This is a genomic window from Mucilaginibacter sp. P2_A5, from assembly GCF_056404995.1.
Genome location: NZ_JBFUCY010000028.1, coordinates 37,956 through 57,469 on the forward strand (window position 1 = coordinate 37,956; position 19,514 = coordinate 57,469).

Annotated in this window: 15 protein-coding genes; 11 read left to right on the plus strand and 4 right to left on the minus strand. The window is 43.6% G+C overall.

Translation table 11 applies throughout. The features are described from left to right. Window positions 1-224: 224 nt before the first annotated feature. Window positions 225-3,029: a glycoside hydrolase family 2 protein gene (locus tag AC1DXF_RS22000; RefSeq protein ID WP_477450855.1), complete on the plus strand. Its 2,805-nt coding sequence runs from the start codon at window positions 225-227 to the stop codon at window positions 3,027-3,029. A gap of 92 nt (window positions 3,030-3,121) precedes the next feature. Here AC1DXF_RS22000 and AC1DXF_RS22005 read toward each other — a convergent pair whose 3' ends face one another. Further along, window positions 3,122-4,180 carry an agmatine deiminase family protein gene (locus tag AC1DXF_RS22005; protein WP_477450856.1) on the minus strand — a complete coding sequence of 353 codons (1,059 nt, stop codon included), beginning with the start codon at window positions 4,178-4,180 and terminating at the stop codon, window positions 3,122-3,124. Window positions 4,181-4,310: 130 nt separating this feature from the next. Next, window positions 4,311-5,180, minus strand: coding sequence for a carbon-nitrogen hydrolase (locus AC1DXF_RS22010; RefSeq protein ID WP_477450857.1), 870 nt, complete (start codon window positions 5,178-5,180; stop codon window positions 4,311-4,313). Window positions 5,181-5,439: 259 nt separating this feature from the next. Between AC1DXF_RS22010 and AC1DXF_RS22015 the strand changes: the two genes are divergently transcribed. The 6 genes from AC1DXF_RS22015 (at window position 5,440) to AC1DXF_RS22040 (ending at window position 11,527) form a co-directional block, all read left to right on the plus strand. Then, complete coding sequence (locus AC1DXF_RS22015; RefSeq protein ID WP_477450858.1) at window positions 5,440-6,570, plus strand: flippase-like domain-containing protein; 1,131 nt, start codon at window positions 5,440-5,442, stop codon at window positions 6,568-6,570. Between the two features lie 95 nt (window positions 6,571-6,665). Continuing rightward, window positions 6,666-8,441, plus strand: a complete 1,776-nt coding sequence (locus AC1DXF_RS22020; RefSeq protein WP_477450859.1) for an aromatic amino acid hydroxylase — start codon at window positions 6,666-6,668, stop codon at window positions 8,439-8,441. A gap of 23 nt (window positions 8,442-8,464) precedes the next feature. Beyond that, on the plus strand, window positions 8,465-8,713 hold the full coding sequence (locus AC1DXF_RS22025) for a hypothetical protein (RefSeq protein ID WP_477450860.1): 249 nt from the start codon (window positions 8,465-8,467) through the stop codon (window positions 8,711-8,713). A 10-nt stretch (window positions 8,714-8,723) separates the two neighbouring features. Further along, a complete protein-coding gene (locus AC1DXF_RS22030; protein ID WP_477450861.1) occupies window positions 8,724-9,068 on the plus strand; it encodes a type II toxin-antitoxin system VapC family toxin in 345 nt (114 codons plus the stop codon). Between the two features lie 220 nt (window positions 9,069-9,288). After that, window positions 9,289-9,993, plus strand: a complete 705-nt coding sequence (locus AC1DXF_RS22035) for an SDR family NAD(P)-dependent oxidoreductase (RefSeq protein ID WP_477450862.1) — start codon at window positions 9,289-9,291, stop codon at window positions 9,991-9,993. Window positions 9,994-10,060: 67 nt separating this feature from the next. Beyond that, entirely contained in the window at window positions 10,061-11,527 is a 1,467-nt protein-coding gene (locus tag AC1DXF_RS22040) for a PAS domain S-box protein (protein WP_477450863.1), read from the plus strand. A gap of 13 nt (window positions 11,528-11,540) precedes the next feature. On the opposite strand, the gene AC1DXF_RS22045 is transcribed toward AC1DXF_RS22040, so the two are convergent. Together AC1DXF_RS22045 and AC1DXF_RS22050 are read right to left on the minus strand one after the other, a co-directional pair. After that, window positions 11,541-13,253: an ATP-binding protein gene (locus AC1DXF_RS22045; protein WP_477450864.1), complete on the minus strand. Its 1,713-nt coding sequence runs from the start codon at window positions 13,251-13,253 to the stop codon at window positions 11,541-11,543. A gap of 787 nt (window positions 13,254-14,040) precedes the next feature. Further along, entirely contained in the window at window positions 14,041-14,379 is a 339-nt protein-coding gene (locus AC1DXF_RS22050; RefSeq protein ID WP_477450865.1) for a single-stranded DNA-binding protein, read from the minus strand. Window positions 14,380-14,528: 149 nt separating this feature from the next. Here AC1DXF_RS22050 and AC1DXF_RS22055 point away from each other — a divergent pair, with 149 nt between their 5' ends. The 4 genes from AC1DXF_RS22055 to AC1DXF_RS22070 all read left to right on the plus strand — a co-directional run bounded on the left by AC1DXF_RS22055 (window position 14,529) and on the right by AC1DXF_RS22070 (window position 19,472). Continuing rightward, on the plus strand, window positions 14,529-14,894 hold the full coding sequence (locus AC1DXF_RS22055; protein ID WP_477450866.1) for a hypothetical protein: 366 nt from the start codon (window positions 14,529-14,531) through the stop codon (window positions 14,892-14,894). Between the two features lie 684 nt (window positions 14,895-15,578). Beyond that, window positions 15,579-17,108: a glutamine-hydrolyzing GMP synthase gene (gene guaA / locus AC1DXF_RS22060; protein ID WP_477450867.1), complete on the plus strand. Its 1,530-nt coding sequence runs from the start codon at window positions 15,579-15,581 to the stop codon at window positions 17,106-17,108. Then, complete coding sequence (locus AC1DXF_RS22065) at window positions 17,065-18,312, plus strand: ABC transporter substrate-binding protein (RefSeq protein ID WP_477450868.1); 1,248 nt, start codon at window positions 17,065-17,067, stop codon at window positions 18,310-18,312. The genes guaA and AC1DXF_RS22065 overlap by 44 nt, the downstream gene beginning before the upstream one ends. Further along, entirely contained in the window at window positions 18,309-19,472 is a 1,164-nt protein-coding gene (locus AC1DXF_RS22070) for an RsmB/NOP family class I SAM-dependent RNA methyltransferase (protein WP_477450869.1), read from the plus strand. The genes AC1DXF_RS22065 and AC1DXF_RS22070 overlap by 4 nt, the downstream gene beginning before the upstream one ends. The last annotated feature ends 42 nt before the right edge of the window (window positions 19,473-19,514 follow it).

The window sequence follows — 19,514 nt, forward strand, 5'->3', positions numbered from 1 at the left end:
TTGGCGCAAACTGGGACATGTATTCGCCAATCACTGTATTACACAATCCACCAAAAAGAGTCCTTGAAAACTGTATTTGTATCATTTGTATGATAAAATGATAAATAAGTACAATATCATCCTGCCGATTGTTAATTAGTTTTACCGTTGTTATTTATTGCCCGACGGATGTTTCCATGCCCATTCTCTGAATGGCCGCCCGTCATCCCGGTTAAAAAAACATTATGATGAAAAAAACTATTTATGCGGTATTTGGTGTTTTAGCAGCCTGCGTTTTGCCAACCTTTTTGGCGGCACAAACTGCGCCCGTAAAACAGGTTAAACTGGTTAACTTTGATCTGCAATCGTCGGCATTGGTTAACGCCACCGGCGCTGAGTTATCAAGCACTCAATATCATTCGCCCGTATACTGGTTCCCGGTTAAAGTGCCTTCAACTGTGTTAACGGGGTTGGTTGCCAATAAAATTTATCCGGACCCTTACCAGGGGCTAAATAATATGCTGATACCCGATGCCTCGGATCAGTTTAATAAAGAATATAACCTGGAGCAATATAGTCATTTGCCCAATGATCCCAATCCATGGAAAAAACCTTACTGGTACCGTACTACTTTTAAAGTTGCCGCAAATGATAAAGGCCGCCAGTTTCAGCTGATATTTAAGGGCATCAACTACCGCGCAGCGGTGTATTTAAACGGTAAACAGATTGCCGATAGCACGCAAATCGCCGGCATGTTTGCTGAGCACAACCTGGATGTAAGTAAAGCTATCAATGCCGGTGGCGAAAACGCGCTTGCCGTAAAAATTTACCCACTGGATTACGCAGGTTATCCCGCAAAAGAACAGTTGAAAGCCCTTGGTCCATTCTACGAAAATGGAGGCCCTACCGGCGATATTGGCAAAAATGTAACTATGCTTTGCTCTGCCGGCTGGGACTGGATTCCGCCGGTGCGCGATCGTAATATGGGGATCTGGCAGCCGGTTTTTCTGCGTACCACAGGCCCGGTAACGATAGGCAGGCCAAAACTGGTAACCAATTTGCCAAACCTGCCCGATACCAGCGTAGCCAAACTTTCCCTGAATTTAACATTATCAAACAATACCAATGTTGCCAATACCGGCAGGCTTACAATCAACATAAAGCCCGAAAACTTTGCCGGATTGCCTGTCCAGTTTACGCAAGCTGTATCGGTAGGTGCAAATTCTGGAAAAGCGGTTGAGTTAAATGCCGGTAAAATAAGCCAGTTAATTATCCATCAGCCTAAACTATGGTGGCCAAATGGTTATGGTAAGGCTAATCTATACCGTATCCGGTTGCAATATGCCGATGCCAAGGGGATCAGTGATGATACTACTTTTGTTTTTGGTGTGCGTACAGTATCATCAAAAGCCGAAAAAGTAAATGGCTTTGTACGCCGCCAGTTTTATGTAAATGGCAAGCTGGTACATTTAGTAGGTGGTGCCTGGGTGCCCGATATGATGGTGAACCGGGATTCGGCGCGGTATGATTACGAGATGCACCTGTGCCGCAATGCAAATGTAAATTTGGTGCGCATTTGGGGTGGGGGAGTTACAGAACCCGATGCTTTTTGGAATGCGGCCGATAAATATGGCCAGATGGTATGGTCGGATTTTTGGATTACCGGCGATACGCAAGGCGAGTTTAAAGGCTCGCCGGATTGGCCTTTGGAGGGCAACGTATTTACCAAAAATGTCCAGAGTACTATTTATCGTATCCGTAACCACCCAAGCCTGCTGGTTTGGACTGGCGGTAACGAAGGCCATGCCCGTAAAGAACTGTACGATAAAATGCGCAACGATATCATTGAACTGGACGGCACCCGTCCGTTTATCCCAAGTTCATCGGGTTTTGCCAAACTGCCCGAAGGCTGGAAAGGCTCGTGGCCGGATGATATGCCATCGGGAGTGTACAGTGGTGGCCCATATGCCTGGAAAGATCCTAAAGATTACTACAAACTGGCCGATGCCGGTAAAGATTGGGTGTTTAAGGATGAAACCGGCCTGCCATCACAACCGCCTTATACCACGCTGCCAAAAATAATTCCTAACCTTACCTGGGATAAAACTTTGCCTTTCCCCTTAAACAATACCTGGGGATATCATGACGCCGCCACCGGTGCAGGGCAGTATGATAAGTACTACGACGAAATGGTAAAACGCTATGGTGCACCCAGCAGCATCGTCAACTTTTCGGATAAGATGCAGTTCCTGAACTACATTGGCTACCAGGGTATTTTTGAGGCTGATGGTCACAAATTGAACGAAACCGGTGGTGTAATGCTCTGGAAACTGAATGCCGCGCTCCCAAGCGTGATATGGCAGATTTATGACTGGTACCTGGAGCCCAATGCAGGCTATTACAGCATGCAAAATGCCTGCGAGCCTGTTCATATTCAGTACAACTATGATAACTCAAGTGTGGCTATTATTAATCGTACGCACCACGCAACAGGTAATTTAACCGCTACTGCTGATATTTATGATATTAATAGCAGGCTCATCAGTTCAACCATAAATGCAAGTAAACATGTAGACCTTGAATCAAATGGAGTTAAAGAGGTTATGCAGTTAAAGGATGAACTTGCGGGTACGCAGGGTGTAAGTTTTATAATACTTAACCTGAAAAATGCTGCTGGTAAAACAATATCACACAACGCATACTGGCTATCAGCTACGGATGATTTCCGGTCGCTTAACGATATGAAACATGCACAGGTAAGCACTAAGGTATTAAAGGCTGAAAAGGGTGCAAGTGAAAGTAAATGGACAATACAGTTTACCAACAACTCCAACCAAATAGCCTTTTTTGTACGCCCGCAACTCATGAAAAACGGCGAAGAAATTATGCCAAGCTACTGGACAGGCAACTATTTTACCCTGGCCCCGCACGAAAGCATAACCGTATCGGTAACTGCACCGGCTGCCAAATTAGGCAACGTAACCCCAACCATATTGCTGGAAGGCTGGAACCTGGATAAACAAGAGATCAGGTTAGCTTCGAAGCAATAATAAATATTGCTTAAACGAAAACGCCCGGCTCAAAAAGTCAGGCGTTTTTGTTTTGATATCATTTGCATATCTGCAATCTGGTTACTTCCACATCAAACCGAAGGTTCCTGCTGGCTCAAGCAGTGGAAGCTACCCAATCCCCAGATAATATCTGTCGAGTCTATCCCCACAACCTCGCGGTCGGGGAAACATTGCTGGATGATTTGCAATGCCTTATCATCATTTGCCGAACGATACGTAGGTACTACCACCGCCGAGTTAGCAATATAGAAATTAGCGTATGATGCCGGTAAACGGGTGTCCTCGTAAATTACTTCATCGGGCATCGGTAATTCAACTACATTAAGTTGTTTACCGTTAAGCAAGCGCATGGTTTTAAGTGCTTCAAGGTTTTCTTGCAACAGGTGATAGTTATCGTCGTTTTTGTTTTCTTCAACTACGGTAACAACGGTATCTTCGTTTACAAAACGGGTAATATCGTCAATATGGCCATCGGTATCGTCGCCAACAATGCCATCACCCAACCATAAAATTTGTTCGGCACCGTAAAAATTACGCAGGTAGCTTTCAATCTGGTCCTGGTTTAAATTGGGGTTACGGTTTTTGTTGAGCAGGCAGGCGGTGGTAGTTAATATGGTACCCTTGCCATTAAAGTCGACGGATCCACCTTCCATCACAATTCCCGGGTTAAATACCGGCAAACCAAAGTGATTACCAATTTTTGTAGGGATTACATCATCCAGGTCAAACGGAGGATATTTACCTCCCCATGCGTTATAACCCCAATCAACAATAGCTTTTTGTTTAGTATCCGGGTTTATCAAAAATGCAGGCCCATGATCTCGGCACCAGGCATCGTTGGTAGCAAATTCAAATAGTTCAACTTTGCTCATATCTACCCCGGCATTTTGCAGTTGGAAAGCAACAGATGCTTTCATGCTTTCATCAACCACGTTTATGCGTACTAATTCGCCTTTGGTTAGGATTTTGATGAATTCGATATACGCTGGATAAACAAGATCGATTTTGCCTGGCCATGAGGCCTCTTTGTGAGGCCAGCTTAACCAGGTGGCGGTATGCGGTGCCCACTCAGCAGGAAAGACGAATCCCTGCGAAGCGGGATTTTGTATAATAGAGATTTTTTGGCTCATAATTGGTAATGCAAATAAATAATCCACTATGTCATTGCGAGCGTAGCGCGGCAACCTCGTCGCATGCAGGGCGGACATGCATAGCTACGAGATTGCCACGTCGTTCCTCCTCGCAATGACATAGAGGGAATTAATCTTCGTCTAATAAACGTTTTGTTATCGGTTGATATGAATCAATCCGTCTGTCACGCAAAAATGGCCAGTGGCTTCTATAATAATCGGATTTATCTAAATCCAATTCCTGAACAACAACTTCCTCTTCATCGTGTGATGTTTGATGAATGATAGCGCCGAATGGATTAGCGAAGAATGATCCGCCCCAGAATTTTACGCCGGCTTCTTCACCAACACGGTTAACACTTACAACGTGTACGCCGTTGGCTACCGCGTGCGAGCGCTGTATGGTTTGCCAGGCGTTGTATTGCTCCACATTGGTAGCTTCGTCCTGCGTGGTGGCCCAGCCAATAGCTGTAGGGTAAAACAATATATCGGCACCCATAAGCGCGGTGATGCGGGCAGCTTCGGGATACCATTGATCCCAGCAGATCAATACGCCTAAGCGGCCATATTTGGTATTAAATACCTTGTAACCCAGGTCGCCGGGGGTAAAGTAGAATTTCTCGTAAAAGCCCGGATCATCGGGGATGTGCATTTTGCGGTATTTGCCTAAGTAGCTGCCATCGGCATCCAAAACGGCGGTGGTATTATGATAAAGGCCCTGTGCGCGTTTTTCAAACAACGATGCAATAATTACCACGTTCAATTCGGCCGCAACTTTTGAAAGCTCATCTGTTGACGGGCCGGGAATGGCCTCGGCAAGCTTAAAGTTATCATAATCCTCTACATCGCAAAAATAAAGTGAGGTAAATAGCTCCTGTAAACAAACTATTTGCGCCCCTTTAGCAGCAGCTTCCCTTACTTTAACAATAGCCTTTTGCAAGTTCTGCTGCTTATTTGCAGTACAGCTCATTTGCACAATGCCAACTTTTACTTTACTCATATTGATAAAATTTGCGCAAAAATAACAATTGAATTTAGGATTGCACCGATTTATGTTATTGATTACACTGATTTGAATATTACCATTTTATTATGATTACATCAATGCTGTAGCCGATTACACCGGTTAATGGTATCGGCCTAAATTTTTGCAAAACATAATTGCTAATTTTTGTTAAATTATTGTCCCGATAGAGCCAAATAAAAAAATAACATAGCTTTGCACCAAAAATGGTAAGTGCCGTTAATTTGCTTCAACAATGACAAGTAAGGATTATTACGATATTTTAGGCATAGACCCCAGCGCTACATTAAATGAGATTAATGAAGCTTATCAAAAAATAAGTAACGGTAATGAAACCAACGCTTTAGCTGAAGAAGCTTATGAAGTATTAAGCGACACCGAAAAACGTAAGCAATACGACGAAAACTATATTGGCCCCTTTAATCCGGCCGAGACCTTTCCGTTAGAGGATTTGCAAACCATTACTTCCGAAAAGAAGCCCAAAACCCTTAAAGGAACGCTTTGGAACGTTACCAAGCTGATTTTAAAGATATGCGTTACAGGGGCTTTGCTTTATTACGTTTTTAGTAAAATCAAAATAGACCAGGTTAAAGAATTGCTGAGCCAATCAAACCCATGGTGGGCGCTGGCTGCTGTGGTATGTTTTTTTCTTTCAACCATTGTATCAGCTTCCAGGTTATTAAGTTTTTTCAGATCAATAGATTTACATATAGGCTGGCGATTTAATTTGCGTTTATACATGCTTGGTATGTTTTATAACTTGTTTTTACCAGGCGGCATCGGCGGCGATGGCTACAAAATATACCTGTTAAACAAAAACTATAAAATGCCCGCAAAAAAAGTTTTCTGGGCAATTTTGTTTGACAGGCTGAGCGGTTTTTGGGCAATTGGTTTAATTACCGCTGTACTTGTTGTTTTTCTTCCGCAGTTAAATATCAGTCCGTTGTTAACTGGGGCGGTGTTTTTAACTGCAACGGCGGTGTATTATTTTGTGGCCCACAAATTTTTTAAAGAGTATACCAGGTACTTTTTTGAGGCCCATTTAAAGGCGGTGGCTTTACAATCGTTGCAGTTAACTACAATTTTGTGCGTAATGATAGGTTTACATCACATCGGAAAATTTGCCCCTTATTTATCAGCTTTCCTGATGTCGTCCATGGCCGCGGTTATTCCTTTTAGCGTCGGCGGCCTGGGTTTCCGAGAGTTTATATTTAAGTGGGTGATAGTCGAGAAATTCCAGATGAATGGCGAACTGGCCGTGGTTTTAAGTTTGTCTTTTTATGTAACATCGGCCCTTATTTCATTACTCGGGGTTTATTACGTATTTCGTTCAGATAGATTAGAGAAAGATCTCCCTTCGGAGTAATGTTATAATTAATTGTAATTTACCATCGGCCTGTTTCATTAAAGGCAATCTTATTCGTTAATTTTACATTCTGTTATAAACCGTACCCAACGTACATGAGCCATTTTAATGATTTTAATAATCCGCAGGTTGCGGCATTGCCCGGTCATTTAAAACAATTTATAGTCGACCAACATTACGAGCATTACACGCCTATTGACCACGCGGTTTGGCGCTATGTAATGCGGCAAAATTATAGCTATCTTAAAGATGTAGCCTACTATCCCTACATCCCCGGTTTAACCAAAGCCGGGCTAACCATTGAGCGGATACCCAACCTGCAGGAAATGAACGATGCCCTGGCTAAAATAGGCTGGGGCGCGGTTACTGTTGATGGTTTTATACCGCCCGCCGCGTTTATGGAATACCAGGCCTACCGGGTGCTGGTTATAGCCGCGGATATCCGTCAATCAAGGCATATTGAATATACACCGGCGCCGGATATTATTCACGAATCGGCAGGGCATGCGCCAATTATTGCAGATAAGGACTATCATGAATACCTGAGTTATTTTGGCTCAATAGGAGCGAAGGCCATGTTTTCGGCGCAGGATTTTGAACTTTATGAAGCTATCCGGGCGCTATCAATACTAAAGGAAATGCCCGACGCCGACGAAGTGGAGATAGGCAGGGCTGATGAACTGGTTGCTTACCGGCAGGCAAATATGGGCCAGCCATCAGAAATGGCCCTGCTAAGCCGCCTGCATTGGTGGACGGTAGAGTACGGATTGATTGGTACATTAGAAAATCCAAAAATCTATGGCGCCGGCCTGCTCTCGTCTATCGGCGAAAGCGCCAGTTGTATGGGCGCCGGGGTCAAAAAACTTTGGTATACCATTGATGCGGTAAACTATAGTTATGACATCACCAAAACACAGCCGCAGCTTTTTGTAACGCCAACTTTCCAAAACCTGATAGATGTGCTGGAAGAGTTTGCCAATACCATGTCATTTCGCAGGGGCGGGACCTATGGTTTGGGTAAGGCTATCGAAAGCAAAAACACCTGCACCGTAGTTTATAGCTCGGGCTTGCAGGTATCTGGTACAGTTACCGAATTTAACGCAGATAAAGCCGGCGAACCATGTTTTATTAAAACCACCGGGCCTACTGCTTTGGCAGTCAATAATAAACAGCTTAAGGGGCATGGCAAAAACTATCATCATGACGGCTTTAGCTCGCCGGTTGGCAGGCTGAAAAACCTGGGCCCGATTGAAGATTTGAATATAGCGCAATTGGAAAGTGCCGGCATCAGCATAAACCAAAACGTGGTGCTGGATTTTGAAAGCGGTATTACTGTGAAAGGAAAAGTAAAAAACATCCTGGCACATGAAGAGAAAACGTGCCTCATTACTTTCACAGATTGTACGGTAACCGACCACGACGAAACTGTTTTGTTCGACCCATCTTGGGGCATTTATGATATGGCCGTTGGCCACCAGGTAACTTCGGTGTTTTGCGGTGCTGCCGATAAAGAAGCTTTTGAGGAGACTGTTTATAAATCAAGAACGGCAACCCATCATGTAGAATATGATTTTAAAAGCAAAGAGCTACATAAGCTTTACCAACAAGTTCGGGATTGCCGCCAAAAACAAGGTGATTATGGCTTTTTAGGAAATGTTTGGCTCAAGCTGCAAAAAGACCATCATGACGACTGGCTTTGTGCCCTGGAAATACTGGAACTTTTGGAGCATGAAGATATTGAGCCATTATTGGCATCTGATATCCGGAATTTCCTGCAACAAAAAGCAAAAGATCAGCCCGAACTAAAAAAACTGATTGACGATGGTTTTTACCTGATAGCGCACCCGGTTGAGCAAAAATTGGTATTTTAACAGAATATGTCTAACTTTAGAATATGACAACACTGATCATAAAGGTTGATGACGAAAGAACAGAATCTATCAAGAAGATCCTGAACGAAATTCCTTATGTCCGGAATGTTGTTGTTGACAGACAGTCGGCCCCATTAACTGAAGAGTTAAGCCAATATGAGCGCATAAAGAAGGTTTTGGATGAGGCAAAGGGCAAAAATCTGTTTGCCGACATCAAGGACCCGGTGGAATGGCAGCGGGAAATAAGGAAGGAATGGGATCGTGATATTTGATACCAATGTTTTGATTTATCTATCAAAACACGAATTAGATATCCAAAAAATACTCCAGGAAAACGCCGCTATATCCGTGATCACTAAAATAGAAGCTTTAGGTTATGCTTTCGCAAATAATGAGGAACATGATCTGCTTAAAGCCATTTGCAGCGAATTGGAGGTTATCCCGTTAACAGACACGATTTCAGAGGAAACCATCAAATTAAGAGCCCGCTATAAGAAGGTTAAATTGCCAGACGCCATCATTTATGCTACCGCTTTAGTACAAGGGGTGCCACTGCTTACCAACAATATCGCCGATTTTAAATCTCTTCATGGCAAGGTGCAATTAATTAATCCTTTCACGTTATAACTTACCCGGTTTAATAAAAAGTGCTATTTTAGGCCGACGGTAACTCGATTCTTGTAATCGCAACTTAGTAAAGGTTGCTGATTGCAGGAGGGGAAATGAGTTGGTCAAAGACTTACGAAGCTTTTAAAACTTCGTAAGTCTGGCCCAACAAGTCGCTATATATCAAAACGTCGCAATAGTATAAATATTAAATTCCCCCTTCAGGGGGTTAGGGGGCTATATGAACATCATTATAACAGGCGCCAGCAGCGGCGTAGGATTTGAAGCTGTAATTGAATTGATACTATCCGGTAAACATAAAGTAATTGCCCTGGCGCGTTCACAGGATAAGTTGGAGCGTTTGCTGGAAATTGCTCATGGCCTTAACCCCGATTGCCAGTTATACGCTCTTACGTTTGATATTGTACATGATGATTACGGAGGTCTGCTTCAGTTTATTGAAGCCAACTTTGATAACCGGGTTGATATTTTAATTAACAACGCTGGCGTACTTATTAATAAGCCCTTTGCAGAACTGCAGGAGACCGATTTCGTAGAAATGTTGCAAAGTAACTTTATAGGGCATGTGCGTATTATCCAGGCTTTATTGCCATTGGTGCCGGGTGGCGGCCATATTGTAAATATTGGCAGTATGGGCGGCTACCAGGGCAGCGCTAAGTTTCCTGGATTGGCGGCTTATTCGGCAAGTAAATCGGCCTTGCACACCTTAACCGAATGTTTGGCCCAGGAACTGACCGATCAGGATATTAAAGTGAATTGCCTGGCGTTAGGGTCGGCACAAACCGAGATGTTGGAGAAAGCTTTTCCGGGGTATCAATCGCCTGTTTTAGCCTTTGAAATGGGGAAATATGTGGCTGATTTCGCGCTTACCGGTCATCGTTTTTTTAACGGTAAAGTTTTGCCCGTTGCGGTAAGCACACCTTAAATTAATATTTGGTTATTATAAATATTTTATAACTTAGAGATAGTAAAATATGCCATAATAGCCTGCTATGGATACAAGACTCATATCCTTTTTTACCCATTCAAAAGATATATTTTTTGTGATGGATATGAGCGGTATAATATTGCACACCAACCCCTCTTTCCGGCACTTATTTGGGTATACCGAAACCGAGTTGCTTGGGATAAATATTGCCGAGATATGCCATCCGGCTGATAAGGAACGCAAGGAAGAATCAGTTGGCAGGTTGGCTGCAGATAAAAAATTAATAGGGTATCAAAGCCGGGTTAAAGCTAAGGATGGTTGTTATTACAGCGTTACCTGGTCTATCCTGCTGAATGACGATGACCTTATTTATTCAACGGGAAACCCGGTTGTAGGTGCCACTGCCAAATCTGATGCTGCAAGTGATGATATTGTGCGGCACACTATACAAAGCCTTAACGAAGGGTTTATTGTACTTGATGCCGCGTGGAATGTTTTAGCTTTCAATCCGGCTTTCCAGGCGATGACCAATTTGGATGCAAGCCAGATAAGATTATCCAACCTCATGAGCATCAAAAGCCTGGGTTTAACGCCCCGGGTAATTGATGAATTACAACGGTCATTAGCCAACAGGCAATCATTACAGGTACAATATTTAAATACATTTTCTAACTCGTGGTTGCGTGTAAATGTATATCCATACGGTAATCAATTAGCTGTTTTTATCAGGGATATTACCGAAATAATGATCCAGCAATGGGTTTTAACGCTGGAAAAAAAGGTGCTGGAGCTAAATACCACATCAAGGTACAGCCTTGCCCAAACAACCCAGGAATTACTGATGGGAATTGAAGGTATCTTTCCCGAAATGATCTGCTCGGTTTTGGAGGTTGATGATGAGCAGGATAAATTACATAACCTTGCTGCCCCACAGCTACCTAAAGATTATTGTGATGCAATTGAAAATCTTTCGGTGGGACCAACTGTTGGTTCGTGTGGTACGGCGGTTTTTCACCGCACGCAGGTTATTGTAAGCGATATCGAAAATGATCCCCTTTGGGCCGATTATGCGGGCCTGGCTAACCAGTTTGGATTAAAAGCATGCTGGTCTACCCCGGTTATCAGTTCAAAAGGGTCAAAAGTTTTAGCGGTGTTTGGCATTTATTATAACACTGTACGCGAGCCTAATGATAGCGAACTCCAATTGATTGGCCGTACTGTAAATATTTTGCGGGTTTTGATAGAAAGCAAAAGAAACGAAGAAAATATCCTGGATCAGAACAACAGGCTGCACTCCATTGCTAATATAAGTTCACACGAACTCAGGCGGCCGGTGGCTACCATCCTCGGCCTGGTCAATTTATTCGACAGGGATGATATGTTAAATCCTTTAAATAAAGAAATAGTTGCCCATCTTGATACCTCCGCCCGCGAACTGGACGAAGTGATCCACAATATTGTAGAAAAAACCGTTTATATGCGGGTTGGCGAGACTGAGAGGTATGGGGAAGAGGTAAAGGGAGGGATATAAAATTCATAGAGAATTAAATCCCTATCGGAATAGTAAACCAAAAACTGCTCCCTTTCCCGGGTTCGCTATAAACGCCTATCTGCCCTTCATGTTGTTTAATAATTTCGGCGCTAATGTACAGCCCCAGGCCCAGCCCGCCTGTTTGAAAGCCGGCAGTTTCTACCCGGTAATAGCGTTCAAAAATATGCTTTACTTCTTCAGGATGTATGCCGGGCCCTTTATCTGTTACCGTAACCCTGGCCATATTGTTTATCTTTTCAACTAACACAAGGATATCTTTTGACCGCGGGGCATATTTTACCGCGTTGTTTATAAAGTTTACCAGCACCTGGTCTATCTGGTGCTCGTCGGCAAATACTTCCAGTTCCAGATCGCCTGTTACTATTATTTTATATTCCTCTGCCAACCGTATTTCGCTGCTGCCGGCGCTTACTATTTTTGAAAGTACAAAGGCCGATTTGGTCAATTGCAGGCGATCCTGGTTTATTCTGCTTAAGTTCAACAGATCTTCAACAAGGGCTGTAATTTTATGCATACTCCTGCTCGATTGGGCTATCAGCTTAGGCAGCATGGGCGAAGTAGGGGTATTAGTTAACCGCTCCAATAATTGTAACGAACCTTTAAGGCTGGTCATCGGAGTTTTAAGTTCATGGCTGGCAATACTTATAAAGTCGTCTTTTTGTTGTTGCAGTTCCTTAAGCTGGTTTATCTCGGTGGCTGTACCAATCCACAGCTCAGTTTCGCCCTCTTCGTTTTTAACCGGCACCATCCTGGTTAAATGCCAGCGAAATTCGCCGTCGTTGCCTTTAATCCTGTTCTCGATGCCGCCACCATTACTTAAGCCCAATTGCATATCCCTGAATTTGTTAAGGGCTGCTTCCACATCGTCAGGATGCATCGCTTCTTTCCATCCATATCCTTTACTGGCTTCAAAATCAAGGCCGGTATAGTCGTACCATCTTTTGTTAAAAAAGGTTGCTTCGGCGTTGTTATTAACAGTCCATGCCATTTGCGATATGGTTTCAAACATCGTTCTGAAACGGGTTTCGCTATCGGTTAAAGCTTTGGTACGCCTTAAAATACGGTCTTCCAGTTCGGTGTTGAGTAGTTGCAAACTTTCGCGCGATTGTTCCAGCAGTTCATTTGATGTGTATAGCTGTTCGTTTGTAACGGCAAGCTCTTCGTTGGTACAAGCTAATTCTTCATTCACGGCGCGCAACTCTTCATTAAAGTTTTGCAGCTCATTATTGGCTTGGGCAAGCTCTTCGGCCATCGCCAGTTCTTTTTTCCTTGCTTCTGCTAAAGCCAGTTTGTTTAGCTCCTGCTCAGTCACATTTTTGGCCATGCTTAACAGGTATTCTACGTTGCCTTCACTGTCAAAAATCGGCGTAATTTCAGTTTGCGCCCAACCCTGAACCGGGGCCCCGCCGGGAACAGGGATTTCGAAATAAAGTAAGGGGAGTTTAACGTGTTTCTTTTGCTCTACCGCTTCAATAAGCCCGTTTTTTAGCAGGGTCAGTTGCTCTTCGCTGTTTTTGTCCCAGGGTTTAAAAACGTCGAAGGTGTCCTTGCCAATCATTTTGTCTGCCGGTATTGGGGTTGCTTTTATGCGTACCTCATTCATGGCTATTATAGTAAACCGCGGGATATTGGGCTTGATAATAGTCATGGGGAAACTAATCTGGTTAAATACAGTTTCAAACATAGATGCTTCTCCTGGATCCATACGGGTAGATATAATTGGACTCAAATATACTATTCAATATTCAAAGCCACTACGGGCCCGGCCTAAATACCCGCAATCGCTTAAAAAGAGAGGTAGCCCCTACGGGGCATAAAAACATTTAACATTTTGTTTCTACAAACAGGTAGCCTCTACGAGGCATGGTTTTCACAATTTCCTGTAGATCAATTATTCTGTTACCAGCAGGCGCTTACCACAATGCATTTAATGTAACTATAAATTACTCGTAAATGATATGCATGTGCCTTAGGCACTACCTGTTTGTAGAAATAGGCACCCATCGTCTTTTTGCCTCGTAGAGGCTACCCTAAACAATGTGTATCTAAAATTCCTTTATGCCCCGTAGGGGTTACCTATAAGCTATTATATGAGGTAAAAAAGTTTAAAACGCAAATTTAATGGCCTAAATACACCGCAATTTTTTATAGGATTGTACACAGCAACAAAGCTATTTCTGCAAAAAGTGATTTATTAGCGTAGAAATCACCGGGAAAAATCGGCAATTGCTGTACGGCAATGCCAGTAGTAATAGATACACCTGATATAATTGGCCTAAGCAGGAAACACCACAGGTTCCCCGCTTAGGCAACATTGAGTATGTAAACGCTGCTAAAATCAAACCGGATCACTTTTCATCGTCTTTATTCACAGGTGCTACAAACCAGCGGCCCGAAACCCTTTTTACTTCCTTTGCTTTCTCTTCGTCAATACAGGCATCGGGAGCTTGGGGGACTTCGGCCGCCTGGGGGTGGTTTGCGGCTTTTGCTCTTCAGCCTTTCGCGCCAACTTTTAAAAAGTCGTTTACCACAATTTCAGATATATAGCGTTTAACACCATCTTTATCCACGTAGTTGCGGTTGGCCAGTTTGCCTTCAATGGCTACTTCATCGCCTTTTTTTAGCAGGTCTTCGGCAAGTTTGGCAGCGGTGTTCCAAAATACCAGGTTATGCCAGGTGGTATCGGTTATTTTTTCGCCTTTGTCATTTTTATAACTTTCGTTGGTGGCCAGGGATACCCGCACCATTTTTTTGTTGCTGTCAAAAACTTTTACTTCGGGGTCCATACCTAAGTTGCCTACAAGGCGTACACTGTTTCTTAATGTGTTCATCGTTTTATTTTTTAATGTTACTGTTTGTTTTGATAACGATACAAAGGTGCAGCTACCCCGAAAATTTAACCGGATAATAACCGTTTACAGTCGATAGTATCCATTTGTAAGCGTTTGCAAACGGATAAATAATTACCTAACTTTATCACATGAACCAGGAAAGAAACTGTTTGGATTGCGGCGAACCCCTGCACGGCCGGGCCGATAAAAAATTCTGTAACGACCTATGCCGAAATAATTATAATAACCAGCTAAACAGCAGCAGCTATAACCTGGTGCGCAATATCAACAACATATTGCGCCGCAACCGCCGCATACTGGAAGAGCTAAACCCAACCGGCAAAACAAAAACCACCCGCAAAAAACTGGCAGCAAAAGGATTCGATTTTGACCACATCACCAGTATCTATCAAACCAAGACCGGATCAACCTATATGTTTTGCTACGAGTATGGATATTTGTTACTGGACGGGGATGAGGTGTTGTTGGTTAAAAGGGAAGGGGAGAGCGGTTAGCTATATGAAATTAACAATCAAAATTATACAGGTAGTTTTAATTATTTTATTAGGCTTTTGTCTTTTTATGTGGATGGTTTACCATGGTAGCGGACATAATATCCCTTTAGAAACAGATAGAGATTTTGAATACACCATCGGTATATTGATTAGTTTATTGATATTACTTTATGGGATAAAGTTTACGCTGAAGAATAAAGATTAAATTTATGTTCAAAATCCAACCATGGGCTTAAGTCTTTTCTTTTGCTGCCTCAAGATAAAATTCTGTCAATTCTTTAATTCTGAAAATTCTGATTCAGATAAATGTGTTAGGGATTGAAACGGATACCGGCCAATGTGGCTAAGGCCTGTGCAGTATGAGTGTAAAGCCCGGGCCGCAGGCAACACTATGAAAATAGTATCAAGTAGTAAGTATCAAGTATCAAGATTTTGAGAGGATTATTTGAAGATTTGAAAATGATTTTGTCTGAACCGGAATTTGTCGAATTATTAGAATTCTTTGAATTGAAATTCTGTTAATTCTTTAATTTGATAAATTCGGGTTCAGACAAACACACGGTTTAGAAAAATGCCCTGAAAAAATCCAAAATCCCAAATCCGATATCCCAAATCAAAAACATCCCAAATCAAAAATCTCAAATCTCATATCTCACATCTCATATCAAAATCCTATCTTTGCCCATGCAAGAAAAAATCCTCATTCTTGACTTTGGCTCGCAATTCACCCAACTTATAGCGCGCCGTGTCAGGGAGCTCAATATTTACTGTGAGATCCACCCCTTTAATCATTATCCCGAAATTGACAGCACTGTAAAAGGTATTATCCTTTCCGGTAGTCCTTATTCTGTAAGGCAGGAGGATGCTCCTCATTTTGATTTCGAGCAGTTTCACACTACACGCCCTATTTTAGGGGTTTGTTACGGGGCTCAGTATGTGGCACATTTCCATGGCGGCGAGGTATTGCCATCAAGCACCCGGGAGTATGGCCGTGCAAACCTTGAATACATTAACAGGGAAAATCCGCTGTTTAAAAATATACCCGAAAGCTCGCAGGTTTGGATGTCGCATGCTGATACCATATCAAGCATTGGCGATAACTTCGAGATTATTGCCAGTACCGATACTGTTAAAATTGCGGCTTACCAGGTAACCGGCACCCAAACTTATGGCATTCAGTTTCACCCCGAAGTAACCCATAGCATTGACGGCAAGCAGCTGCTGGAAAACTTTTTGGTTGATATCTGCGGCTGCCACCAGGACTGGACACCAGATTCGTTTATTGAAACTACCATTGCCGCTTTAAAAGAGAAGTTAGGTGATGATAAGGTAGTGTTAGGGTTATCGGGAGGTGTTGATTCATCGGTTGCAGCGGTGTTGCTGCACCATGCCATAGGTACCAATCTGCATTGCATATTTGTTGATAATGGCCTGTTGCGTAAGGACGAGTATGAGCAGGTGCTCGATTCGTACAAGCACATGGGCTTAAATATAAAAGGTATTGACGCCAAGCAACGCTTTTACGATGCACTGGCCGGCTTAAGCGATCCTGAAAAGAAACGGAAGGCTATTGGCCGGGTGTTTATTGAGGTATTTGATGATGCCGCACACGAGGTTAAAGATGTAAAATGGCTTGGCCAGGGTACTATTTATCCGGATATTATTGAGTCGGTTTCGGTTAAAGGGCCTTCGGCTACCATCAAATCGCACCATAACGTTGGCGGACTGCCCGATTTTATGAAACTAAAGGTGGTTGAACCTTTAAATACGCTGTTTAAAGACGAGGTAAGGCGTGTTGGCAAGGCATTGGGTATCGATCCTAATATTTTAGGCAGGCACCCTTTTCCGGGCCCGGGACTGGCTATCAGGATCTTGGGTGATGTAACGCCGCAAAAAGTTGCGATTTTACAGGAGGCCGATGCGATTTATATCAACAATTTACGGTCGTACGGTGTTTACGATAAAGTTTGGCAGGCGGGCGCTATATTTTTGCCGGTTCAGTCGGTAGGGGTGATGGGCGATGAGCGTACTTACGAGAACGTAATATGCCTGCGCGCTGTTGAATCGCTGGATGGAATGACCGCCGATTGGTGCCATTTACCGTACGATTTGCTGGCCAAGATCAGTAACGAGATCATTAACAACGTAAAAGGAATTAACCGGGTAGTATATGACATCAGTTCGAAACCACCTGCTACAATTGAGTGGGAATAAATGGTTACTGTTTTTTATAACGGCGCTGGTACTGGCTGCATGTTCGCCGAAGGTGCGGCAGGTAGCGCCCGTTAAAAAACCAACTGACACAGAAGCCGAAAAGCCAAAGGTTGCCGAAAAGCCACCCGTAAAGCCTGTAAGTACCAAGCCCTTAAACATAGCTATGGTATTGCCGTTGGGTTTAGATCATCTTAAACCCGGCGCCAGGTATACTTCGCCGGGCTTAACCAAGGCCAACATGAGCGTAGAGTATTACCAGGGTTTTAAATTGGCCCTGGACTCGCTTACAAGCAGCGGCGCCAATTTTAAACTCCGCCTGTACGATTCAAAAGACGAGGCCGCGCAGGCGCATAGCCTCGGCTTTAATCCCCTCATCAAAAACAGCGACCTGATTGTGGGCCCGGTTTTTCCTGACGGGATGAAAGTTTTTACCGCGGTGCTTAATACTAAATCGCCGGTTGTTTCACCGCTTTCGCCTGCATCTCCGGCCACCATCAACAGCAATAATTTAATTACAGTAATGCCCCCGTTAGAGTATCATGGATGGGGCGCGGCGCAGTACATTAACGATAAATTAAAGCCTAAAAAGATCTTTGTCCTGCGGTCGGGCTTTAGCCAGGAGCAGGATTATGTGCGCGGCTTTAAAAATGCCACGGATAGCCTGAGCAACAAAAGGGTTAAGGTTATCATCGTTACCATCTCAAAAGGCCAATTGGGCGGGCTGATACCGCAGCTGTCAAAAAAAGAACAAAACATATTTGTGGTAGCCGCTACCGACCAGGCATTTTTATCGGTTACATTAAAATCGCTGGATACTTTAAACAGGCATTATCCGGTAATGCTGTTTGGTCACCCCAGTTGGGAAAAGTTCGGTTTTTTAAAGATAGATATTTTGCAACGCCTTAAAACCCATATTACATCCGGCGACCAGGTTGATTATAAATCGGATGCCAGTATGGAGTTTGTGAGGGTTTATCACCGCGCTTACCATGTGGAGCCCACCGACTTTGCCATTAAAGGTTTTGACGAGGGAATGTACTTTGGCCAACAACTAATTGATAATAATTTTGCAGCATTGGATAAAGCAGATTTCACCGGCCTGCACAACCATTTCCACTTTATTAAAAAAAATGGGCTGGGTTGGGTAAATACCCACGTAAATGTGTTAATGTATGCTAACTTTGAGCTTAAACAGGTAGAATGAAGGCTATAAACCAGCTTAAAACGTTTCAGCGAATTATAGGGGAGTACCCGGTTGATACGCCCTTAAGTAAATTTTTACCCGGTTTTTACAGGCAAAACAAGCAAATGGGATCTACCGACAGGCGGGTAGCCAGTCGTTTGGTATATAGTTACTTCCGCCTGGGGCAGGCTTTGCCCAACCTGGCGACCGATGAACGTCTGATAGTTGCCGAATTTTTATGCAATACCCAAAGCAATTCGTTTTTACTGCACTTTAAGCCCGACTGGGCGGCTTGCGTCAATTTTACTATTGATGATAAGCTTACGCTGGTAAAAAGCGCCTACCCCGCATTTAAGCTGGAAGATGTATTTCCCTGGACATCGCAGATCTCGGCAGGCATTGACAAGGACGCATTCCTGAAATCATTTTTTTGCCAGCCGGATTTGTTTATCCGCGTACGTAATGGCTACGACCACCTGGTTAAAGCCGAACTGAACAAGGCCGGGGTTGTGTTTAAAGATGAAAGCAACGGCTGTTACGCTTTGCCTAACGGCACAAGGCTCGAAACTATCTTCGCAAAACAAAACTGGTTCGAGGTGCAGGACCTTTCCTCGCAGCAAACCGGCGATTTTTTCAGGCCACAACGCTGGGATAGCTGGTGGGATGCCTGCGCGGCGTCGGGCGGTAAATCACTATTGTTGCACGAGGACGAGCCCAACATTAAACTGGTGGTATCAGATATCCGCGAATCGGTATTAGCCAACCTGGATGAACGCTTCCAGTTAGCTGGACTAACCAAGTACCAAAAAAAGGTACTCGATCTTACTACCAACATCGATCAAACCCTGCACAATTACGAGTTTGACGGAATTATCCTTGATGCCCCCTGCAGCGGATCGGGCACCTGGGGCCGCACACCCGAGATGATAGCCCAGTTTATGCCTGCCAAAATTGAGTTTTTTCAGCGCCTGCAAAAAGGCATTGCCCAAAACGTGGTTAAATACCTAAAGCCCGGCAAACCGCTCATTTACATCACCTGCTCGGCCTTTAAGGGAGAGAATGAGGATGTTGTTGATTTCCTGGTAAAAGAATTAGGATTGAAACTGGAGGAAAGCAAGGTGCTGAAGGGGTATGAGCATAAAGCGGATACGATGTTTGTGGCGAGGCTTTTAGCAATTTGAAAATTTGAGGATTTGAAAATTTGAAAATGCCAGACCATCCTT

Coding starts and splice junctions, on each gene's coding strand:
- AC1DXF_RS22045 (WP_477450864.1), bottom strand. CDS start 13,253: ATGGATCCAGGAGAAGCATCTATGTTTGAAACTGTATTTAACCAGATT.
- guaA (WP_477450867.1), top strand. CDS start 15,579: ATGCAAGAAAAAATCCTCATTCTTGACTTTGGCTCGCAATTCACCCAA.
- AC1DXF_RS22010 (WP_477450857.1), bottom strand. CDS start 5,180: ATGAGTAAAGTAAAAGTTGGCATTGTGCAAATGAGCTGTACTGCAAAT.
- AC1DXF_RS22070 (WP_477450869.1), top strand. CDS start 18,309: ATGAAGGCTATAAACCAGCTTAAAACGTTTCAGCGAATTATAGGGGAG.
- AC1DXF_RS22005 (WP_477450856.1), bottom strand. CDS start 4,180: ATGAGCCAAAAAATCTCTATTATACAAAATCCCGCTTCGCAGGGATTC.
- AC1DXF_RS22000 (WP_477450855.1), top strand. CDS start 225: ATGATGAAAAAAACTATTTATGCGGTATTTGGTGTTTTAGCAGCCTGC.
- AC1DXF_RS22025 (WP_477450860.1), top strand. CDS start 8,465: ATGACAACACTGATCATAAAGGTTGATGACGAAAGAACAGAATCTATC.
- AC1DXF_RS22035 (WP_477450862.1), top strand. CDS start 9,289: ATGAACATCATTATAACAGGCGCCAGCAGCGGCGTAGGATTTGAAGCT.
- AC1DXF_RS22055 (WP_477450866.1), top strand. CDS start 14,529: ATGAACCAGGAAAGAAACTGTTTGGATTGCGGCGAACCCCTGCACGGC.
- AC1DXF_RS22050 (WP_477450865.1), bottom strand. CDS start 14,379: ATGAACACATTAAGAAACAGTGTACGCCTTGTAGGCAACTTAGGTATG.
- AC1DXF_RS22065 (WP_477450868.1), top strand. CDS start 17,065: ATGACATCAGTTCGAAACCACCTGCTACAATTGAGTGGGAATAAATGG.
- AC1DXF_RS22015 (WP_477450858.1), top strand. CDS start 5,440: ATGACAAGTAAGGATTATTACGATATTTTAGGCATAGACCCCAGCGCT.
- AC1DXF_RS22020 (WP_477450859.1), top strand. CDS start 6,666: ATGAGCCATTTTAATGATTTTAATAATCCGCAGGTTGCGGCATTGCCC.
- AC1DXF_RS22040 (WP_477450863.1), top strand. CDS start 10,061: ATGGATACAAGACTCATATCCTTTTTTACCCATTCAAAAGATATATTT.